The organism is Streptomyces nigrescens (assembly GCF_027626975.1).
Taxonomy (GTDB): domain Bacteria; phylum Actinomycetota; class Actinomycetes; order Streptomycetales; family Streptomycetaceae; genus Streptomyces; species Streptomyces nigrescens.
Map to the genome: position 1 here is coordinate 977,415 of NZ_CP114203.1, position 19,589 is coordinate 997,003.

Consider the following 19,589-nt stretch of genomic DNA (forward strand, 5'->3'; position numbering starts at 1 on the left):
CGGAGCCCTCTCCCATGCATGACGACCGTGCACTGACCGAAGCCCGCCTCAAGCGCGTCCTGGAGGAGCGCATCCGGCCCGCCCTGTATCCGGAAGCGGTTCCCCTGGAGGTCGCGGCGTGGGTCGCGCCGGGCGAGCCGGGGCCGGTGGCAGAAGGTCTGGCCGCCACGCATACGCCGGTGGCGGTGGGTGACGCCTGGGGCGCGCCCTGGGGGACGACATGGTTCAAGGTCTGCGGTGAGGTGCCGCGCGAGTGGGCCGGCCGCACCGTGGAGGCGGTGCTCGACCTGGGCTTCGACGAGCGGATGCCGGGCTTCCAGTGCGAGGCGCTGGTCCATCTGCCCGACGGCACCCCGGTCAAGGCGGTCAATCCGCGGAACCAGTGGGTCCGGGTGGGTGCCCCGGTGCGCGGCGGTGAACGCGTCGAGTGGCATCTGGAGGCCGCGTCCAACCCCGTCATCCTCGATGTCCACCCGTTCCGGCCGACGCCGTTGGGCGACCGGAAGACGGCGGGCAGCGCAGCGCAGTACCGGCTGGCGCGGATGGATCTGGCGGTGTTCGACACCGAGGTGTGGGAGCTGATCCAGGATCTGGAGGTGCTGGGTGAGCTGATGGCGGAGCTCGCGGTGGACAGCCCCCGGCGCTGGGAGCTGCTGCGGGCGGCGGGCCGGGCGCTGGACGCGGTCGATCTGCAGGACGTCAACGGGACGGCGACGGCGGCCCGTTCGGCACTGCGGGAGGTGCTCTCGGCACCCGCCGGTGCCTCCGCGCACCGGATCAGCGCGGTGGGGCATGCGCATATCGATTCGGCGTGGCTGTGGCCGCTGCGCGAGACGGTGCGGAAGGTGGCCCGTACGACGTCGAACATGACGGCGCTGCTGGAGGACGAGCCGGAGTTCGTCTTCGCGATGTCGCAGGCGCAGCAGTACGCCTGGATCAAGGAGCACCGGCCCGAGGTCTACGCCAAGGTCAAGAAGGCGGTCGCGGAGGGGCGGTTCGTTCCGGCGGGCGGTATGTGGGTGGAGTCGGACACCAATATGCCCGGATCGGAGGCGATGGCCCGGCAGTTCGTGCACGGTAAGCGGTTCTTCCTGGAGGAGTTCGGCATCGAGAACGAGGAGGCGTGGCTGCCGGACACCTTCGGTTTCGCCGCGGGGCTGCCGCAGATCATCAGGGCGGCGGGGTCGAAGTGGCTGCTGACGCAGAAGATCTCCTGGAGCCAGATCAATGCCTTTCCGCATCACACCTTCCGCTGGGAGGGCATCGACGGCACCCGGATCTTCACCCATTTCCCGCCGGTGGACACCTACAACTGCCAGATGGCGGCCAGCGAAATCGCCCATGCGGCACGGAACTTCAAGGACAAGGGGGTGGCCAGGCACTCGCTCGCGCCGACCGGCTGGGGCGACGGTGGCGGGGGCACCACCCGTGAGATGATCGCCAAGGCGCGGCGGCTGCGCGATCTGGACGGTTCGCCGACGGTCGAGTGGGAGCGGCCCGCGGATTTCTTCGCGAAGGCGGAGGCGGAGTACCCCCAGGCGCCGGTGTGGGTGGGCGAGCTGTATCTGGAGCTGCATCGCGGGACCCTCACCAGCCAGGCGGGGACCAAGCGCGGCAACCGGCGCAGCGAACAGCTGCTGCGGGAGGCCGAGCTCTGGTCGGCCACGGCGGCCGTCCTGGCGCACCATCCCTATCCGTACGAGGAGTTGGACCGGATCTGGAAGACGGTGCTGCTCCACCAGTTCCATGACATCCTGCCCGGTTCCTCCATCGCCTGGGTGCATCGCGAGGCGGCCCGGACCTATGCGGCGGTCGCCGCCGAGCTGGAGGACGTCGTCGCCGCCGCGCTGGCCGCGCTGACCGGCCGCGGCGGCACGGAGCTGACGGTGAACTCCGCGCCGCACACCCGCGGCGGTGTCGCGGCGGGTGCCGTGGGACCCGCGGTGAGCGAGGGGCCCGAGGTGTCCGCCGTGCCCCGCGACGGCGGCGGGTGCACCCTCACCAACGGTCTGCTGCGGGTCGGCATCGACGGCCGCGGCCTGGTGGTCTCCGTGTACGACCTGGTGGCCGGCCGCGAGACGGTGGCGCCCGGCGGGGCGGCGAATCTGCTGCAGCTCCATCCGGATTTCCCGAACATGTGGGACGCCTGGGACGTGGACGCCTTCTACCGCAATGTCGTCACCGATCTGACGGACGCGGACGAGGTCGTGCTCGGCGAGGTGTCCCGGGAGGCGGCGACGGTACGCGTCACCCGGACGTTCGGCGCCTCACGGGTGGTGCAGTCGCTGACACTGGCGCGCGGGCAGCGGCGGCTGGACCTGGGCACCGAGGTTGACTGGCACGAGACCGAGAAGTTCCTCAAGGCCGCCTTCCCGCTGGATCTGCACGCCGAGCGCTATGCGGCCGAGACCCAGTTCGGCCACTTCCACCGGCCCACCCACACCAACACCAGCTGGGAGGCCGCCAAGTTCGAGGCCTGCGCCCACCGGTTCGTGCACCTGGAGGAGCCGGGCTGGGGCGTCGCGCTGGTCAATGACGCGACCTACGGGCATGACGTCACCCGTACCGTCCGGGAGACCGGCGACCGTGGCACCACCACGACCGTCCGGGTCTCCCTGCTGCGGGCCCCGCGGTTCCCCGACCCGGAGACCGACCAGGGCGTACACCGCTTCCGCCATGCGCTCGTGCCGGGCGCCGCCATCGGAGACGCGGTACGCGAGGGGCATCGGCTCAACCTGCCCGAGCGCCGGATCACCGGCGCCACGGCGGTGCCGCCCCTGGTCACGGCCGACAATGACGCCACGGTGATCACCGCGGTCAAGCTCGCCGACGATGCGAGCGGCGATGTGATCGTCCGCCTCCACGAGGCACACGGCGGGCGGGCCGTCACCACCCTCACCACCGGCTTCGAACCGGCCGGCGCCGTCACCACCGATCTGCTCGAACGTCCCACCGATGACGGCCCGGCGATCGAGCGGCAGGGGAACACCCTGCGGATGCGGCTGCGCCCGTTCCAGATCGTGACGGTGCGGCTGACCCGGGCGGACGGCCGGTAGCGGCCGGACAGGGGGGAGAGCCCCGGGGCGTGGGTTACGCCCGGGGCCCGCCCCATCTCGGCCGGGCGTCCCGGCGCAGTTCCGGCCGCCGCTCGCGTCCGGAGCCGCGCCCGGGGCCGCCGCCCCATTCCTGGCCGCGGCCCGTGTCATGGCCGTACGGCGCCTCGTGGTCCGGATCCCGGCTCGGGTCCAGGCCCAGCATGTCCATCAACAACGACAGATCGTCCGCGTTCCGCGCATGGCCGGCCAGCGCCTTCCTGGCGAGCCGTCGTTCCTCGTCACACGGCCCGGCGCGCGGGGCGGGATCATCGGCACTGCGGTGTTCATCGCTCACCGCTGCATTCTCGGCCGGACCACGGGACCCTGCCCGTCGAGCGGGCCGGGGACCGCCCGGTGGAAAACGCCGGGCCGGCACTGCTCCATACGGGTGGGACGAGCCCCGCTGCGCGGCTCACGGCAAGGGAACCTCCGCCACCCCTTTTCCCTCTTTATGAGCACTTGCACGTGATCACTCAGCCGCGGAGCCTCCCTTGAAACGCCCCTACGCCGTCGCGCTCGCCCTCGCGCTCGCCGCCTCCTCCTCGCTGCTCGCCGGCTGCTCGGACGCCGGAAAGCCGGTCGACTTCAACGCCGGCGGAAAGGGCGACGGCGCCGCGCGGGCCAGGCCCGTCGATGACGACACCCTGATGCCGACCGGCCCGAAGAGCGACTTCCGGATCACCCGGACACTGGACGACGGCACCCATATAGCGCGGGCGACGCTGCGGGGCCAGAAATCCGGAGTCACCGGAAGCGTCTGGGTCTGGGCTCCGAAGGAATACGGGGACCCGAAATACGCCAAGAGCGGATTTCCGGTGCTGATAGCCCTGCCGGGCGGTCTGGGCAGCCCCAAGGAACCGGGCGGGGTCACGAACTACTGGGTCGGCGGCGACATCGAGCTGCAGGAGAACCTCGCCCAGTGGACCGCGGAGGGCAAGAGCCTGCCGTTCATCGTGGTGATGCCGATGCTGAACCCGGACACCCGCTACCACGACGCCAGCGACATACCCGGCAGCCAGAAGATGGGGACCTGGCTGACGGAGGACGTCGTCCAGCTGACCCGGGCCAATTTCCGGACCTTCAAGTCGCGTGACGGCTGGGCCTTCATGGGGTCGTCCTCGGGCGGCTTCGCCGGGCTGAAGTCGGTGCTGAAGCACCCGGACAAGTTCAAGGCGGCGATAGCCAGCGGCCCGGACATGGCGCCGGATTCGCCGTTGTGGGCGGGCCACCAGGCGGAGAAGGACGCCAACGATCCGGAGAAGCTCGCCCAGCGCCTGCTGCAGAAGGGCGGTCCGGACGTCTATCTCGCCTTCCAGGCAGGCTCCAGCGAGCCCGCCGCGGTCACCGCCCCCATACAGCGCTTCCGGCAGGCGTACGGCAAGGGCCCGATCCACACCTCTCTCCAGATCATCCCCGGCGGCCGGCACAACGCCTGGGACTACCAGAAGGGCATGGCCGCCGGTTCGATCAAGTTCATCAGCGACCGGATGAAGGCACCGGTCGCGAGCGGCTCCTGAACCGGGCGCCACGGCTGTCCGGGCGTGCGGCGGTTCCCCTGGCGCGCGGATGCAGATCGCCTGGGAGAGGGTGATGCTGGAGTCGTGGGGGACCTTCGTGAGGAGGACGCATCATGTCCATGATGGACAAGATCAAGAGCATGCTGAAGGGCCACGAGAGCCAGACGGAAAAGGGCATCGACAAGACCGGCGACATGGCCGACGAGAAGACCCAGGGCAAGTACAAGGGCCAGGTCGACACCGGCCAGGAGAAGCTCAGGGACGAGTTCGGCGGCGGGCAGGGCCCGGACCAGCCACCGCGGCCCTGAACCGGCGGCCCACCCGGCGGTCACCCCCGCCGTTGCGCCGTTGCGCTGAACGGACGATCACTGTGTAGTCCGCCCGGCCGACCCCCGACGTCCTGATGCCGGACGATCCGCGGCGACCGCCGCCCGTGAGGCCGGCGGCACGCTGCCGTGAAATGCGGCCGACCGGGTGAGGCCGGGGCCGCGCACCACACGACGGTGCCCGCCCCGGGGGTCGGGAGCGGGCACCGAGGGGCGAGTGCGCCGGGCCTACGCCAGCCGGATCTTCTCCGCCTGGGGGCCCTTGTGCCCCTGGGTGACCTCAAAGGTCACCTTCTGGCCCTCCTGCAGCTCACGGAAGCCCGTGGCGTCGATGTTCGAGTAGTGCGCGAAGACGTCGGCGCCGCCGCCGTCCTGGGCGATAAAGCCGAAGCCTTTCTCCGAGTTGAACCACTTCACCGTGCCGGAAGCCATGTCCGTCTCCTTCGTTCAATGGGCTCGAATCGGCTTCCGCGTTGCTGCGGAACCCGGAGGTGATCGCCCTGGTCCGGAGACGCGCTACACAGCAAGGACGCCCGTGAAGGCGACACGGGCGTCCGGCACTTCGGAACCACGACAGCTGATCAGGACGCTACACCGAGCAACGCCCGGCAGGCCGCACAACCGTGGCTGACGCGTCGCCCTTCACCGGGCAAGGCCATCCGGCGTCCTCCGTATCCCTGACCGATCGGATGCATGTACGAGGGCCGGCGGCGCGGGGACGGCCTCAGGCGGACTCGGACCCGCCGCCCGGGCTCGCGCGCACGGTGCGCCGGCGCCGCCACAGAACGGTGCCGAGCCCGGCGACGGCGATGATCCCGACGGCTCCGGCCGCGGACAGGAACCACCAGTTCCGGGTGAGCCGCGCGCCGTCCGGCTGCGCCGCGACCCCGGCCTTGTGCAGCGGCACCGGTCGCGGCCGGTGGGCGACGGGCTGCGTTTCACCGGTGCGCTCAACGGGCTCCACGGTGGGGAGCACTCCTACGGCCGCGGCCCGGGGAGCCGCCTCGAATCCCCAGTCCAGCAGGTCGCGGGTCTCCTCGTAGACGGCGTTCCGGCCGCCGGACCGCGGATTCATGAGGGTGACCAGCAAGGTGCGGCCGTCGCGCCGGGCGGCGGCGATCAGGGTGTTTCCGGCGTGGGTCGTGTAGCCGTTCTTCACCCCGATCAGCCCGTCGTACGGCCTGACGCCGCGTGAGCCGACCAGCAGCCGGTTGGTGTTCTGGAGGGTGAACGCGTCCGGGCCGCCGTCCTGCGGGAGCTCGGCCCGCTTCGTCGAGGCGAAGTGGGCGAAGTCCGGGTCGGTCAGCCCGGCCTGCCCGAAGAGTGACAGGTCGTAGGCGGACGAGACCTGTCCCGGAGTGTCGAAACCGTCCGCGGACTCCACCCGGGTGTCGCGCGCGCCGAGGCGGCGCGCCGTCTCCTGCATATCGTCGATGGTCTTGCGCCAGCCGCCGTTCATGCTGGCCAGGGTGTGTACGGCATCGCTGCCCGAGCTGAGGAAGACGCCGTGCCACAGGTCGGCGACCTGGTAGGGCATGTCCTCCTTGAGGCCGGCGAGGGAGCTGCCCGACTCGATCCCGGCCAGGTCCTCCAGGGAGACGGTGTGCACCGCCCCCTGGGAGAACTTCGGCAGCACCGTCAGGGCGAAGAGCGTCTTGAGCGTGCTGGCGGGTGGCAGTGGCCGGTGGGCGTCCTTGGCCGCGAGGACCTTGCCGTCGGCCAGGTCCGTCACCATCCATGACAGGGCGGAGACCTCCGGCGGCTCGGGCACGTCCGGCCGGGGCAGGAACTGCACTCCGCGCCGGTCCAGCCGGCTTTCGAAGTCGGCCGGTTCGGCCGGTCCGGCTGGTCCGGCCGCGTGTGCCCCGGCCCGCAGATTGTCGATGCCATGCGGGCCATCGGCGGCTGCCGGACCGGGCACGGCCCACAGACTCGCGGCACAAACGGTGGCGGCGGTAACGACTCTGACGGGGGCCCAACTCACGCTCGACATGTGGCCCACGCTAAAAACGACCGCGGCCGGGCGCCGGTTGGCCTACGCCATCCGATGCGCGGGCACCCCGACTGCCGTACGTGGTGGGCCGGGCCCGGCGGACTGACCGCCGGGCCCGGCCGGTAAGGGCTACCAGATCTCGCCGACCCACTCGGGGTGGTCGATGAACGGGTTCCTGTTGTGCTGATACTTGTCGAATATCACCTGGTTGCGGTGCTTTTCGAAGGTGTCCGGCGGGTCCTCCTGGCTCCACTGCTTCAGCACGGAGAGCCGGCCGATATGCGGCTGGGATCCGTTGTCGACGTTGTCGTTGGGTTCCAGATCGGGGAATCCGTCGCCGCCGTCGTAGCGGACGGCCATGTAGAGGATCATGCGGGCGACATCGCCCTTGACCGCGTCACGGGGCTCGAAGGAGTCGTCGTCGGTGGAGTTGCCGGGCGCCTCGTCGACCTTCGTCCCGCCGTTGTCGAAGTCCTTGTTGCCGCGAATGCTGTTGACGGACACATCCTCCGGGCGCAGATGGTGGATGTCGGTGCCGGGGCCCGTGTCGGTGCCGAAGTCACCGTGGGACTTCGCCCAGACGTGCTCACGGTTCCAGTCGTCCGGGTTGCCGCCGTTGGAGTTCTTGCTCTGTGAGCGGCCGGTGTACAGCAGGATGACGTTCTCGCTGTTGTCCGGGTCCTGGTCGGTTTCCTTGAGGGCGTCCCAGACCTGGGAATACGTCAGCTTTCCGGTCTGGGTGCTGCTGATGATGCGGTGCAGCGAATCCTTGAGCGCCTGGCCGGTCTTGCCTTCGGCGTCCTTGTAGTACGTGTCGTCATACGACGTGTCGTCAGCCGCGCCGGCGGACAGAGATGAGTGCGTGGCGGCGGAGGCGACAGCGGCACGGTGCGATGCGGCCGTGGTGGCCGTCGCACTCGCCGGAATCTGTACGGCCACCGCGGTCAATACCGTGCCGGCGGCGATGGCCAGCGCGATACGGGCGCGACGGGTCACGCGAGTGTTGTCCACGAAGGGTGTCCTCTCCCCGAATTGTGGCACCGAGTCGTGAAAATGTGGGGCACGACCGGCGCCGGCCGTTGGGAGCGGCCGCTGGCAGCTTTCCATCGCGGTAATCACCACAGTGTGAACATCAGGGAAGAGTTATGTGTCCACCCCGTGGCAATCACCGAATTCCCCCGAAATTGCCCGCCCAACTGCCGACCCCTCGTCAGGAGCGCGCCGCACAGACCGCTTTCGGTTCGGAAGCCGCGGAAATCGCGGGTTCCGGGTGATCCGTGACGGATGCGAAGGGTTCGGGCGCCGTCGGAGAGCGGCGCAGCAGGTCGGGCACCAGCGTGCCGACCCCGATGACGGCCAGCGCGGCACCGAGCCACAACGGGCCGCGCAGCCCGAAGGAGTTGATGGCCAGTCCGCCGCCCGAGGAACCCACGATGACGCCGAGGGTGATGAAGGAGGAATGCACGGTGTTCACCAAGGGCCGTGCATTTCCGGTCCGTTGAACACGGGTGACCATCGCCGGATTCATGGTGACCCCGACCAGGCCGATGCCCGTCATCAGCGCCACGGCCGGCACGGGGAGGTGGGCGAAGACGGCGAATCCGGCGAGGAAGAGGAAATTGAGCGTCAGGCCGACGAGTTGGACACCCACCGTGTACCGGTCCGCCAGTCGTCCGACGACGGTGTTGCCGATAACGGTGGCCGCGCCGTATCCGACGAGCAGCAGCGGAACGGTGCCGGCGGCGAATCCGGTGACCTCGGTGAGAATCGGGTGGAAATAGCTGAATGCGGAGAACGTCGCACCGATGATCAGAGTGCTGGTGGACAGCACCAGCCACAACCGCGGATTCCGGAAGACCACCAGTTCCTGCCGGACACCCCCGCCGCCCTCCGCACGGCCCAGCCGGGGAATTCCGGCGAAAGTGGCCAGCGCGGCGAGAACCGTGATCCCCGAAATGACCCAGAACGACATCCGCCAGCCGAAATGTTCACCGACGAGCGTGGACAGCGGAAGTCCCAGAAGCGTGCCGAGCATCAGCCCGTTCATGACCAGCGCGATGGCACGGCCACGGACCTCCGGCCGGGCCAGTTGCACACAGAGCGACAGGGCGACGCCGAAGAACGCCTGTGAGGCGACGCCGGTGACGATCCGCGCCATCAGCATGACCCCGTAGTCCGGCGCGAGGGCGGCCAGCACATTGCCCGCCAGAAATATGCCGAACAGGGCCATCAGCGCCGTCTTCTGGCGGAGCTTCAGCACGGCGACGGCCAGGAACGGCCCGCCGGCCGCCATGGCCACGGCGAACGCGGTGATGAGGAAGCCGATCTGCGGGATGCTCACCCCCAGCCCCACCGCCATCTGCGGCATCAGCCCGGCCACCACGAACTCGCTCGTCACCATGGCAAAGATCCCCATGGCCAGCACATATACGGCGCGCGGCACGGTCAGCCCTCCCCTGCGCACAAGGACACCCGCACTCCGACCCCGACCCCGGCCGGCCCACCCGTCCGGCACCTCACTCCGCAACACCCCATGTCGCCCCTCACCTTTCACAACCGATCGTTCCAATACCTGGGCAGGCGAAGGCCCGGGCACCCAGGAATGACCCACCGGGCCGGGCCTGCACCCCGCCTGCGCCGAGGACTCTACCCACATTGGACTGATCGTTCCAAAACCTTGGACGCCGGGCCCGGGGCCGAAGTGGCGGGCCCGTGCGTGGCGTTCAGCTGCGCGGCTTGTCCCACACCAGCGAATAGCGCCACAGCAGATGGCGGCGGAAGCGACTGCCCGGCAAACAGCCCCGTGCGGCGCGCCGGACCTCACCCCACGCCATGGCCGGGTCCTGGACCGGCATCTCCGGCGGCCCGGACTTGCCGCCGTGACGCCGGGCGAGGAACCGGGCCGCGGGAAGTCCCGCTCCGCTGATGAGCCAGTCAAGCGGCGTCCGGTTCCTGGCCAGCCCGACGAGGACGAGCCGGCCGCCGGGGGCGAGCAGGCCGGCCATCCGGTGGACCGCTGCGGTGAAGTCCAGGTGGTGGACGACGGCCACGGCGGTGAGGAAGTCGAAGCCGCCGGACGGCGCCCCGTCCGGCGTCATGAAGTCCGCCTCGACGAAGGCGGCGTTCGGCACCTGCGCACTGCGCTCGCGGGCCAGCCGGACCATCGCGGCCGAACGGTCCACCCCCGTCACCTCGCGGATCCGCCCCGCCAGTTTGCGGACCAGCAGCCCGTCACCGCATCCGATGTCCAGCGCCCGGCCACAGCCGTCGGGCACGGCGTCGAGCACCAGTCGGTGGTAGTGCACGTTGTGGTTCCAGTACGGGTGCGGTGTGGCGTCAGGGTGAGGCATCCGGCCACCGTAACGAGGCGGGGGGGCGCGGCTTGGGCTCATCGGGTGAACCCGCGCTCCCTGCGCAACCGAACCGGTGCCGCCCGGCTTCCGAAGAATTGACAACCTCATTCACCGAACCCCTTGGACCCTTCGGACCGTGAGTTGTGGAGGCCCCCATGTCGCACTACCGCCCCACTCCCCCGCCCTACGGCGTGACGCCGGAGTATGTGCTCGCTCCCCCGCGCCCCGAGGAACGCCTCGGCGCGCCCAGGGAACCTCAGGCGCCGCCGCCCACGCCCGCGTACCGCACGGACCATGTGCTGCCTCCGCCGCGCCCGGAGGACCGGCTGCACTTCGGCCCGCCGCATCCGCAGGACCGGCCGTTCATGCCCCCGCGCCCCGAGGAGCAGCGGCAGGGGCCGGTGGCCATGCCCGATCGCCGGCGGCTGGATCTCCAGGCCGCGCTGACCGCGGCCGGGGTCGCCCCGACGGACGGGGATCTCGCCGCCCTGGCGGAGATCACGGCCCTGGGCGACACCACGGTCGGTGCCGTCATCAACTGGCTCGGGACCGCCGCACGCGCGTCATGGCCGCGGCCGCAAGCGGTGTGACACGCGGTATGACACGCGGTGTGAGTGGCCCGCCGGCCTAAGCCGGACCCCGGGCGGACCCCGGCCGAGGGGGTGCCGCCGATGCGCGGGAGGGCGACGCGGCGGGCAGCGGGCGGGCCCGGTCCGGGTCGAGGAGCGGGGCCAGCAGGTCCCCGTGGAGTTCGCAGCGCGGTGCGATCTCGTCGAAGAGAAAGGTGAGTTGCTGCGGGTCGGTGCAGTCGGCGATCTCGTCCCAGGTGACCGGGGCCGAGACGGTGGGGGCGGCACGGGCCCGCAGGGTGTAGGCGACCGCGGTGGTCTTGGCGGCGGCGTTCTGCGAGAAGTCGATGAAGACCTTGCCGGGCCGTAGCGCCTTGGTCATCTTGTGCACGACCAGGTCCGGGAGGGCCGCCGCGGCCTCGACGGCGAGGCTCCTGGCGTAGGCGGTGGTCCGCTCGGACGGGGTGGGCTCGACGGGCACGATGAGGTGCAGGCCCTTGGAGCCGCTGGTCTTGGCATAGGCATCGAGGCCGTCGGCCGCCAGCCGGTCGTACAGCCACTGTGCCGCGGCGCAGCACTCCACGATGGTGGCCGGGGCGCCGGGATCGAGGTCGAAGACGAGCCGGTCGGCGACGCCCGGCGCCTGCCGTGTCCACTGCGGGGTGTGCAGCTCGACGACCAGGTTCGCGGCCCAGACGAGCGAGGGCAGGTCCTGCAGCAGGACCTGCCGGGTGGGCCCCGACGTCGAATGGGGAACCTCGCAGGTCTTCACCCAGGAGGGCGTGCCGGGCGGCACGTTCTTGGTGAAGAAGCGCTGGCCGTCCGGCCCGTCGGGGTAGCGCAGGAAGGAGAGCGGCCGGTCGTGGAGGTGGGCCAGCAGCGGGCCTGCGGTGGTGGTGCAGTAGTGCAGCACCTCGCCCTTGGTGGTGCCGGTCTCGGGATAGAGGACCTTGTCCAGGTTGGTCAGCGAGAGGTGCCGCCCCTCCACGACGGTCATCGGCGACATACGATGAGAATCCCACACAAGGGATGAAATATGCGTTCTATATGGAATGGGTCCATATCGTTCGGTCTGGTCACCATCCCCGTGAAGACCTACAGCGCCACCGACCGCACCTCGTCGGTGTCTTTCGTGCGCATCCACGAGAAGGACGGCGCACAGATCCAGTACCGGAAGATCTGTGAACTGGACGGCGAGGAAGTCCCGAACGAGGAAGTCGGCAAGGGCTATCAGGCGCCGGGCGACGACGCCATCGTGCCGATCACCGACGAGGACCTGTCCCGGCTGCCGATGCCGACCGCCAAGACGCTGTCGATCCTGTCGTTCGTCGACCCCGACCAGATCGACCCGCTCCAGATGGACAAGGCCTACTACCTGGGGCCCAACGGGGCGGCCGCCACCAAGCCGTACGCGCTGCTGCGGGAGGCCCTGGAGGACCACCGGAAGGTCGCGCTCGGCAAGGTGGCGATGCGGGGGCGGGAGTCACTGGCGATGCTGCGGGCGCACAACGGGGCGATCGTGATGCATACGCTGCTGTGGCCCGATCAGCTCCGGCCCGTCACCGGTGTGGCCCCCGACGAGGTCGAGCTCCGCGAGAACGAGCTGACGCTGGCCGAGACCCTGATGGACTCCCTGGGCGAGCTGGATCCCGCGGAGCTCCACGACGACTACCGCGAGGCCGTCGAGGAGCTGGTCGCCGCCAAGCTGGAGGGCGAGCCGGTCGCCCCCGCGGCGTCGGGCACCTCCGGCGCCCAGGTCATCGACCTCACGGCGGCGCTGGAGAAGAGTGTGCGCGCGGCCCCGGGCGGCCGGGAGGCCGGTACGGAGGCGGAGCCGGCGTCCGTGACGCCCATACGGGGGCGGAAGGCGGCGAAGAAGGGCGAGGCGGAGCAGGGCGCCGCCAAGAAGAGCGGTGCGGCCGGCAAGAAGGCAACGGCGAAGAAGACCGCCCCGGCCACCGCGAAGAAGGCGCCCGCGAAGAAGACGGCGGCCGCCCCGAAGACCGCCGGCGGTCGGGCGAAGGGCACATCGACGGCCAAGAAGACCGCGGCCGCCGGCACTTCCAAGAAGACCGCGTCGAAGAGCACCGCCAAGACGAGCACTGCCAAGAAGAGCACCGCCAAGAAGACCGCGGCCAGGAAAACGAGCAAGAGGTCGTCCGCGTAGGGCCGTCGGGCCCCTCGGCGGCGGGCGTCCGTTCTAGAGTCTTGGTATGGCTTCAGACGAGGGGACCACCCGCATCGACAGCTGGATCTGGTCCGTACGGCTCACCAAGACCCGTTCGCTGGCCGCGGCGGCCTGCCGCGCGGGGCACGTACGGGTCAACGGTGAGCGGGTGAAGCCGGCCCATGGCGTGCGCAACGGTGACGAGGTGCGGCTGCGGCATGCGGGCCGGGAGCGGATCGTGGTCGTCTCACGGCTGGTGCGCAAGCGGGTGGGCGCGGCCGTCGCCGCGGAGTGCTTCATCGACAACAGCCCGCCGGCCCCGCCGCGCGAGGAAATCCCGGTGATCGGGCATCGCGACCGCGGCACCGGGCGCCCCACCAAGCGCGATCGCCGCGAGATCGACCAGCTGCGCGGACTGTGAACCGGACCGGCCCCACGCACCACGGGGGCCGGTCCCGGGGCGGGCCCGCGACAGATGAGTCCTATGCCGACGGCAGCGCGTCGAGGTAGAGCCACTGGCCGCCCTCGCGGACGAAGCGGCTGTGCTCGTACTGGCTGTCCGCATGGCCGTGCAGGCTGTAGTGGGCGCGGAATTCCACGGTTCCTTCGGTGTGGAAGGCACTGCCGCCGGTCGTGCCGAGGATGTCCAGGCCGGTCCACCGCTGTGCCGCTTCGAGGTCGAGGCCGGCCGGGCGGGTCGTCGGGTGCCAGGTGCGCAGCAGATATCCGGTGTCACCGACGGCGAAGGCGCTGTAGCGCGAGCGCATCAGGCGCTCCGCGGTCGGAGCCGTGGCGCGCCCCTCATGGAAGGCGGCACAGCAGTCGCGGTAGGTCTCGGCGCGTCCGCAGGGGCACGGCGAGGCGGGGGTGACAGCGGCGGGGCGGCGGGACTTGTTCTTCTGCTTCGACACCCCACGATTGTGCCGGGTCGGCGGGAGCGGGACGCGACACGCCGAGCACACCCGGACCCGGCACGCCCTGGAGCTGCACCCATTTGGGGAATTTCACTGACAAATCACCCATTTGCAGCTTTTGGTGGCTTGATACGTGCTGTGAGGCTGGAAGAACTCATGGTGTCCGTCCCCACCACCCAGGAGAGAACCCCCCATGATTCTGTCCATTTCCGGCGTCGTCCTTCTCGGTGTCATCGTCTTCCTCTTCTTCCGGAAAGACGGCCTGAAGTTGTCCCACGCTCTGGTCTCCGCGCTCTTCGGGTTCTACCTCGCCAGCTCCGCCATCGCGCCCAGCATCAAGGCCGGCGGGGCGAGCCTGGCAAGCCTCCTCGGGGGGATCAAGATCTAGGGGCCGGCCGCAGTCCGCTCCGGCGCACCACCACGGGTCCCGCCCGAACGGGCCGCACCGGCTCCCGTCCGGGCGCGGCTCCGTGTGCGGCGCGCTCCCCGGCCCGTAGCGCAGGCCGATCCCCTCGCCCACCGCACGAGCAACAGGAGAAGACGTGGCCCGGCGCCCCCTGCCCCGCATCCTGACCCACAGCGCACCGCTCGCCCGTATGGCACACAGCGCCCCGCTCACCCGTAGCCGCGAATTCGCGCGCAGCGCCGCCGACAGCGCCTCCGATGTGTTCCATCCGCTGATCACCATCGGCCGGGGGCTGCGCCGGCTGGGCGCGGCCGGCCGGGGACGCTGGGCCGGGACGCCCAAGGAGCAGCGCGGTCCGCTGGCCTTCTTCGTGGGCGCGTGTCTGCTGGTGGTGTGGCTGGTGCCGTACGGGCCGCTGCTCGCCCTGATCGGGGTCATGGGCGCGGGGGCCTGGGCGGGGCGGGAGCGTACGCCCGTGGCGACCGGCCCCAGCGAGGCCGAGACCGAGCGGCTGCGGGCGCTCTACGAGGCGCTGGTCCCCTACCTCTCCGCCGAGGGCGACCCCAGCCCGCTGTATGCGCACGGCGGTGACTGGGAGCGGGCCTTCGTCGAGTACGCCTTCGACGACAGCGGGCGGCTGGAGCGACTGCAGCTGAAGTACCCGGCGTACTTCACCGACGGTGAGGACCGGTCCCGGGTCCGCATCGAGCAGGTGCTGTACGCCAAGGCGGGCCGCGGCCGGGAGTACCACTTCACCTGGGACGAGCTGGCCAATCAGCTCACCCTGACCGTGCTGGACGCGCTGCCGACGGATATCGCCGCCCAGCGCTTCGTCACCTCGCCCGGCGAGACGGTGCTCGGGTTCACCGACCCGGACTCCGTGCAGCGGACCCTGCCGGTCACCGGCGAGGAGGAGACCCGGGACGCCCCGCCGGTGGTCTGGCGTACCGGACAGCGCTCCACCGAACCGCATCTGCTCGTCCTGGGGCAGCCGGGGACCGGCGCCACGACGCTGCTGCGCTCGATCGCGCTGCAGGCGCTGCAGCACGGCGATGTGCTGGTCATCGACGGCAGTGGGACCGGTGAGTACGGATGTCTGGCCGGGCGCCGCGGTGTGCTGGGGGTGGAGAGCGGGCTGGCGGGGGCGCTGGCGAGGCTGGAGTGGGCGTCGCACGAGACCGAGCGGCGGCTGATCGAGGGGAACCGGGCGCGGCAGGAAGGCGGGGCGGCCCCGGACGACACCCGGCGGCCGCTGTGGATCATCGCGGACCGTCCGACGGCGCTGTCCCATATCGCGGTCGCGGAGGGCCTGGACGATCCGCAGCGGTGGCTGCAGGTGCCGCTGCGGCACGGCCGGGCCGCTCATGTCACGGTCGTCGTGGCCGACCAGTTCGAGACCGCCGAGCTGCTGAGCGATCCGGTACGGGCGCACACCAAGGCGCGGGTGGTGCTCGGCCCCGCCACGGCGGAAGAGGTACGGGCGGTGCTCGGAGCGCCGCCGCACACCACACCGCCGGCGATGGTGCCGCCGGGGCGCGGCTATGCGCGGCTGGGGAGCGCACCCGTACTGCGGCTCCAGGTGCCGGCCACGCCCGACCCGCTCGACGACGCCACCGGGCAGGCGCACCGGGAGGCCGTCACGGCACTGCTGCCGGAGCGTACGGTCCCGGCCGACGGGGCCGAGCCCGCCGAGCCGGTGACCGGCGGCAAGCCGCTGGATGCCGGCAAGCCGGTGCCCCGCGGCACATCGGTGGACGTGGGCAAGTCGGTGGACATCGGCAAACCGGTGGACGTCAGCACGTCCGCGCGCGCCGCCGGGGCGGATCCTGACGACGGGCCCGCGGCGGCCGGTGCGGCACCGGATGCCGAGGAGACCGGGTCCGCCGCCGAACCGGTGGGTGCGAGCGCGCGGGTGCGGACCAACAAGGGCGGCGAACCCCGGGTGGTCAAGGGGTCGGTGGAGGCCGTTCGCGCGGAGGGATGAGGCGCATCCGCCCGCTGAACGCCGACCGGTCCCCGATGTCCGCTCCGCCCGGCCCGCGAAACGCGTCCTGACGGCCGGTCAGGCCACGAAGGTGTGCCGCAGCTCCGCCTCCACCGGCGCGCCCGTCGCCACCAGTCGCGCGGCACCGGCCAGCCGGACCGCGGCCTCGTCGGCGACGGCCCCGTTGACCGTGAACGGCAGCCGTACGAAGCCCTCGAAGGCGCCGTCGACACCGAATCGCGGACCGGAGGGCACCCGCACCCCGAGCCGCTCCCCCGCCTCGGCGATCCGGGAGCCGGAGAGTCCGCCCGTCCGTGCCCAGAGGGTGAGCCCGCCGCGGGGCACGCTGAACTCCCAGTCGGGAAGGTGCCGGTGCAGCGCCCCGACGATCGCGTCGCGATTCTCGCGGGCCTGCTCGCGGCGGATGCCGATGGCCTTCTCCCAGCCGCCGCTCTCCAGGAGCGAGGCGATGGCGAGCTGTTCCAGGACCGGTGAGCCCAGGTCGGAGTAGGCGCGGGCGGCGACCAGGCTGCGGATGATGTCGGGGGCGGCGCGCACCCAGCCGATCCGCATCCCGGCCCAGAATGCCTTGCTCGCCGAGCCAACGGTGATCACCGCGCTGCCGGCCGGGTCGAACGCGCAGACCGGGCGGGGCGGTTCGGCGTCCTCGTCCAGCCGGAGCTCGGTCATGGTCTCGTCGACGACGAGCAGGGTGCCGGCCGACCGGGCCGCGTCGACGAGGCGGCGGCGCTGGTCCTCGGTGGCGAGGGTGCCGGTGGGGTTGTGGAAGTCGGCGACGACATAGGCCATACGGGGGGCGGCATCGCGCATCACCTGGCGCCAGGCGGGAATGTCCCAGCCGGCCAGCTTGTCCCCGAGGGCGACCGGTACGAGCCGGGCACCGGCGTCCCGCATCAGCTGCAGGATGTTGGCGTACGAGGGCGAATCGACGGCCACACGCTCGCCGGGGCCGGTACAGAGCCGGCAGATCGCGGCGACGGCACCCATCGCGCCGGTGGTCACCATGATCTGTTCGGGCATGGTGGGGATACCGCGGGCGGTGTAGCGATCCGCGAGGGCCTGCCGCAGGACGGGCAGGCCGGCCGGGTAGTCGCCGTGGGTGTGGGAGTAGAGCGGAAGGTCGGCCATGGCACCCTGGACGGCGCGGGTGAGCCAGGGTTCGGGGGCCGGGAGGGCGGCGCAGCCGAGGTCGATCATGGAGCCGGCGGCTTCCGGGGGCAGCGGTTCCAGACCGCGGGTGGGAAGCGGATTGCCGGCCGGGACGGCGGTCCAACTGCCCGAGCCGCGCCGGGACTCCAGGAATCCTTCGGCGCGCAGCGCTTCGTAGGCGGCGGCGACGGTGGTGCGGCTGACGCCGAAGGCCGCGGCCAGTTCGCGCTCGGCCGGCAGGCGGGCGGCGACGGGTATCCGGCCTTCCAGCACGAGGAGGCGCACACCGTCGGCGAGGCTGCGATAGGCGGGCAACCGGCGGCCGCCGACCGCGAGTTGAGCGTCCCGCGGGTCCTGCGACCGGAGCAGCCGGGCGAGTTGGGGCGCACCGACCGCTGAAGTCCACTGAGCCATGAAGATCAGTCCACCTTCCCCGAATTGGCTCTACTTCCCGAGCCCGGACACGCCACATGGTGTCACGCATCGGTCCAATCCTGCCAGGAGGGGGAATAGTCGTGTCCATGACCAGTGAATCCGGCCCACGGAGGCGTCTGCCGGTGCGCCGGCTGGTTCAGCTCTACACGGGGCTGACGCTCTACGGCGTCAGTATGGGGCTGATGCTGCGGGCCGAGCTGGGGCTGGAGCCATGGAGCGTGCTCAACCAGGGCATATCCCGCCATACGGGGCAGTCGATCGGCACGGTCACCATCGTGTCCGGTGCGCTGATCCTGCTGCTGTGGATCCCGCTGCGCCAGCGCCCCGGCCTGGGCACGGTGTCCAATGTGGTGGTCCTCGGGCTGGTGATGGACGCGACCCTGGCCTGGATGCCGGAGCTGGACTCGCTGGGCGCCCGTATTCCGCTGCTCGCGGGCGCCGTCCTCCTGAACGGCGCCGCGACCGGTCTGTACATAGCCGCCGATTTCGGTCCGGGGCCACGCGACGGGCTGATGACCGGGCTGCACCGGCGGACCGGGCGCCCGGTGCGGCTGGTGCGGACCTGCATCGAGGTGACGGTGCTCGCGGCGGGCTTTGCGCTGGGCGGGTCCGTCGGCGTCGGCACGGTGGTCTATGCGCTGGCCATCGGCCCCCTGGCGCAGTTCTTCCTCCGCCGCTTCGCGATCAAGGACGCCCCCGCGAAACCGTCCCCGGTGGTGGCCCGCGGAGGGGCTTCACCTGAGCGCGCAATACTGCCGGAGTGACCTCAGCGATACGCATCCGCCACGCCTATCTCGACCACCCCGGGCCGCTCCCCTTCGCCCACCGGGGCGGGGACGCGGAGGGCCTGGAGAACACCGCCGCCGCCTTCCGCCGAGCCGTCGGCCTCGGCTACCGCTATCTGGAGACCGATGTGCACGCCACATCGGACGGGCAGCTCGTCGCCTTCCACGACGCGACGCTCGACCGCGTCACCGACACCCGCGGCGCGATCGGGCAGCTCCCCTGGCGGGCGGTGCGCCGGGCCCGGGTCGGCGGCCGGGAGCCGCTGCCGCTGTTCGAGGAGCTGCTGGAGGAGTTCCCCGAGGCGCGCTGGAACGTCGACCTCAAGGCCGACGCCGCACTGCCGCCCCTGCTGGACCTGCTGCGCCGCACACGCGCCTGGGACCGGGTGTGCGTCGGTTCGTTCTCGGAGGCCCGGGTGGCGCGGGCCCAGCGGCTGGCCGGCCGGCGGATGGCCAGCTCGCTCGGCACCCGTGGCGTGGCCGGGCTGCGGCTGCGTTCGTACGGCCGCGGAGTGCTGCCGCTCGACCGGCTGCTGGGTGCGGCGGTGCGGCGCAGCGCGGTCTGCGTCCAGGTCCCCGAGCGGCAGTCCGGCCTCCCGGTCGTCGATCCGCTGTTCCTGCGCGCCGCGCATGCGCTGGGCATGCAGGTCCATGTCTGGACGGTCAATGACGCGGAGCGGATGACCGCCCTCTTGGATCTCGGCGTGGACGGCATCATGACCGACGACATCGAGACGCTGCGGGCGGTGCTGACCGAGCGGGGGTGCTGGGTCTGAGCTGCCTGTGGACCGTCGGCCGTCCGCCGCTGTGAACGGGGATCGTGTCCCTGGTGGCGTTCTGTGCGGTCGGTTTCGTCCCGCCGGCGAGGGTCCGGC

General features: G+C 71.2%; 19 protein-coding genes. 10 read left to right on the top strand and 9 right to left on the bottom strand.

Annotation, left to right across the window (positions count from 1 at the left end; genetic code table 11):
* Positions 1 to 14: 14 nt before the first annotated feature.
* Positions 15 to 3,056, top strand: a complete 3,042-nt coding sequence (locus tag STRNI_RS04550) for an alpha-mannosidase (RefSeq protein WP_277410594.1) — start codon at positions 15 to 17, stop codon at positions 3,054 to 3,056.
* A gap of 34 nt (positions 3,057 to 3,090) precedes the next feature.
* On the opposite strand, the gene STRNI_RS04555 is transcribed toward STRNI_RS04550, so the two are convergent.
* Positions 3,091 to 3,390 carry a hypothetical protein gene (locus STRNI_RS04555; protein ID WP_018092446.1) on the bottom strand — a complete coding sequence of 100 codons (300 nt, stop codon included), beginning with the start codon at positions 3,388 to 3,390 and terminating at the stop codon, positions 3,091 to 3,093.
* 196 nt (positions 3,391 to 3,586) lie between these two features.
* Between STRNI_RS04555 and STRNI_RS04560 the strand changes: the two genes are divergently transcribed.
* Positions 3,587 to 4,612, top strand: coding sequence for an alpha/beta hydrolase (locus tag STRNI_RS04560; RefSeq protein WP_277410595.1), 1,026 nt, complete (start codon positions 3,587 to 3,589; stop codon positions 4,610 to 4,612).
* A 113-nt stretch (positions 4,613 to 4,725) separates the two neighbouring features.
* Complete coding sequence (locus tag STRNI_RS04565; RefSeq protein WP_018092444.1) at positions 4,726 to 4,920, top strand: antitoxin; 195 nt, start codon at positions 4,726 to 4,728, stop codon at positions 4,918 to 4,920.
* 246 nt (positions 4,921 to 5,166) lie between these two features.
* Here STRNI_RS04565 and STRNI_RS04570 read toward each other — a convergent pair whose 3' ends face one another.
* From STRNI_RS04570 to STRNI_RS04590, 5 genes are all read right to left on the bottom strand, one after another.
* Positions 5,167 to 5,370, bottom strand: a complete 204-nt coding sequence (locus STRNI_RS04570; protein WP_006601696.1) for a cold-shock protein — start codon at positions 5,368 to 5,370, stop codon at positions 5,167 to 5,169.
* A 292-nt stretch (positions 5,371 to 5,662) separates the two neighbouring features.
* Positions 5,663 to 6,859, bottom strand: coding sequence for a D-alanyl-D-alanine carboxypeptidase family protein (locus STRNI_RS04575; RefSeq protein WP_277410596.1), 1,197 nt, complete (start codon positions 6,857 to 6,859; stop codon positions 5,663 to 5,665).
* A gap of 201 nt (positions 6,860 to 7,060) precedes the next feature.
* Positions 7,061 to 7,942, bottom strand: a complete 882-nt coding sequence (locus STRNI_RS04580; RefSeq protein ID WP_277410597.1) for an endonuclease I family protein — start codon at positions 7,940 to 7,942, stop codon at positions 7,061 to 7,063.
* Between the two features lie 199 nt (positions 7,943 to 8,141).
* Entirely contained in the window at positions 8,142 to 9,374 is a 1,233-nt protein-coding gene (locus STRNI_RS04585; RefSeq protein ID WP_277410598.1) for an MFS transporter, read from the bottom strand.
* Between the two features lie 280 nt (positions 9,375 to 9,654).
* Positions 9,655 to 10,281, bottom strand: a complete 627-nt coding sequence (locus STRNI_RS04590) for a class I SAM-dependent methyltransferase (protein WP_277410599.1) — start codon at positions 10,279 to 10,281, stop codon at positions 9,655 to 9,657.
* 158 nt (positions 10,282 to 10,439) lie between these two features.
* On the opposite strand from STRNI_RS04590, the gene STRNI_RS04595 reads away from it, so the two are divergent.
* The gene (locus STRNI_RS04595) at positions 10,440 to 10,874 is read left to right on the top strand and encodes a hypothetical protein (RefSeq protein WP_277410600.1); all 435 of its coding nucleotides are present in this window, start codon (positions 10,440 to 10,442) and stop codon (positions 10,872 to 10,874) included.
* Between the two features lie 37 nt (positions 10,875 to 10,911).
* Here the strand turns inward: STRNI_RS04595 and ligD are convergent, their stop codons facing one another.
* Complete coding sequence (ligD, locus tag STRNI_RS04600) at positions 10,912 to 11,859, bottom strand: non-homologous end-joining DNA ligase (RefSeq protein WP_277410601.1); 948 nt, start codon at positions 11,857 to 11,859, stop codon at positions 10,912 to 10,914.
* 30 nt (positions 11,860 to 11,889) lie between these two features.
* Between ligD and ku the strand changes: the two genes are divergently transcribed.
* Positions 11,890 to 13,020 carry a non-homologous end joining protein Ku gene (gene ku / locus STRNI_RS04605; RefSeq protein WP_277410602.1) on the top strand — a complete coding sequence of 377 codons (1,131 nt, stop codon included), beginning with the start codon at positions 11,890 to 11,892 and terminating at the stop codon, positions 13,018 to 13,020.
* 46 nt (positions 13,021 to 13,066) lie between these two features.
* The gene (locus STRNI_RS04610) at positions 13,067 to 13,441 is read left to right on the top strand and encodes an RNA-binding S4 domain-containing protein (RefSeq protein ID WP_018092436.1); all 375 of its coding nucleotides are present in this window, start codon (positions 13,067 to 13,069) and stop codon (positions 13,439 to 13,441) included.
* Positions 13,442 to 13,502: 61 nt separating this feature from the next.
* Here STRNI_RS04610 and STRNI_RS04615 read toward each other — a convergent pair whose 3' ends face one another.
* On the bottom strand, positions 13,503 to 13,931 hold the full coding sequence (locus STRNI_RS04615) for a YchJ family protein (protein ID WP_018092435.1): 429 nt from the start codon (positions 13,929 to 13,931) through the stop codon (positions 13,503 to 13,505).
* A gap of 196 nt (positions 13,932 to 14,127) precedes the next feature.
* Here STRNI_RS04615 and STRNI_RS04620 point away from each other — a divergent pair, with 196 nt between their 5' ends.
* Positions 14,128 to 14,322 carry a hypothetical protein gene (locus tag STRNI_RS04620; protein ID WP_018092434.1) on the top strand — a complete coding sequence of 65 codons (195 nt, stop codon included), beginning with the start codon at positions 14,128 to 14,130 and terminating at the stop codon, positions 14,320 to 14,322.
* 154 nt (positions 14,323 to 14,476) lie between these two features.
* Positions 14,477 to 16,324: an ATP-binding protein gene (locus STRNI_RS04625; protein WP_277410603.1), complete on the top strand. Its 1,848-nt coding sequence runs from the start codon at positions 14,477 to 14,479 to the stop codon at positions 16,322 to 16,324.
* Between the two features lie 78 nt (positions 16,325 to 16,402).
* Here the strand turns inward: STRNI_RS04625 and STRNI_RS04630 are convergent, their stop codons facing one another.
* Complete coding sequence (locus STRNI_RS04630; RefSeq protein ID WP_018092432.1) at positions 16,403 to 17,908, bottom strand: SCO1417 family PLP biosynthesis transcription factor; 1,506 nt, start codon at positions 17,906 to 17,908, stop codon at positions 16,403 to 16,405.
* 107 nt (positions 17,909 to 18,015) lie between these two features.
* Here STRNI_RS04630 and yczE point away from each other — a divergent pair, with 107 nt between their 5' ends.
* Both yczE and STRNI_RS04640 read left to right on the top strand, forming a co-directional pair.
* The gene (yczE, locus tag STRNI_RS04635; protein ID WP_277410604.1) at positions 18,016 to 18,693 is read left to right on the top strand and encodes a membrane protein YczE; all 678 of its coding nucleotides are present in this window, start codon (positions 18,016 to 18,018) and stop codon (positions 18,691 to 18,693) included.
* The gene (locus STRNI_RS04640) at positions 18,690 to 19,490 is read left to right on the top strand and encodes a glycerophosphodiester phosphodiesterase family protein (RefSeq protein WP_187413151.1); all 801 of its coding nucleotides are present in this window, start codon (positions 18,690 to 18,692) and stop codon (positions 19,488 to 19,490) included. Before yczE ends, STRNI_RS04640 begins: the two co-directional genes overlap by 4 nt.
* The last annotated feature ends 99 nt before the right edge of the window (positions 19,491 to 19,589 follow it).

What these genes read in the sequence shown, in the direction of transcription:
- STRNI_RS04550 (WP_277410594.1), top strand. Translation starts at nt 15, where the DNA reads ATGCATGACGACCGTGCACTGACCGAAGCCCGCCTCAAGCGCGTCCTG.
- STRNI_RS04565 (WP_018092444.1), top strand. Translation starts at nt 4,726, where the DNA reads ATGTCCATGATGGACAAGATCAAGAGCATGCTGAAGGGCCACGAGAGC.
- STRNI_RS04570 (WP_006601696.1), bottom strand. Translation starts at nt 5,370, where the DNA reads ATGGCTTCCGGCACGGTGAAGTGGTTCAACTCGGAGAAAGGCTTCGGC.
- STRNI_RS04590 (WP_277410599.1), bottom strand. Translation starts at nt 10,281, where the DNA reads ATGCCTCACCCTGACGCCACACCGCACCCGTACTGGAACCACAACGTG.
- STRNI_RS04595 (WP_277410600.1), top strand. Translation starts at nt 10,440, where the DNA reads ATGTCGCACTACCGCCCCACTCCCCCGCCCTACGGCGTGACGCCGGAG.
- ligD (WP_277410601.1), bottom strand. Translation starts at nt 11,859, where the DNA reads ATGTCGCCGATGACCGTCGTGGAGGGGCGGCACCTCTCGCTGACCAAC.
- ku (WP_277410602.1), top strand. Translation starts at nt 11,890, where the DNA reads ATGCGTTCTATATGGAATGGGTCCATATCGTTCGGTCTGGTCACCATC.
- STRNI_RS04610 (WP_018092436.1), top strand. Translation starts at nt 13,067, where the DNA reads ATGGCTTCAGACGAGGGGACCACCCGCATCGACAGCTGGATCTGGTCC.
- STRNI_RS04620 (WP_018092434.1), top strand. Translation starts at nt 14,128, where the DNA reads ATGATTCTGTCCATTTCCGGCGTCGTCCTTCTCGGTGTCATCGTCTTC.
- STRNI_RS04630 (WP_018092432.1), bottom strand. Translation starts at nt 17,908, where the DNA reads ATGGCTCAGTGGACTTCAGCGGTCGGTGCGCCCCAACTCGCCCGGCTG.
- yczE (WP_277410604.1), top strand. Translation starts at nt 18,016, where the DNA reads ATGACCAGTGAATCCGGCCCACGGAGGCGTCTGCCGGTGCGCCGGCTG.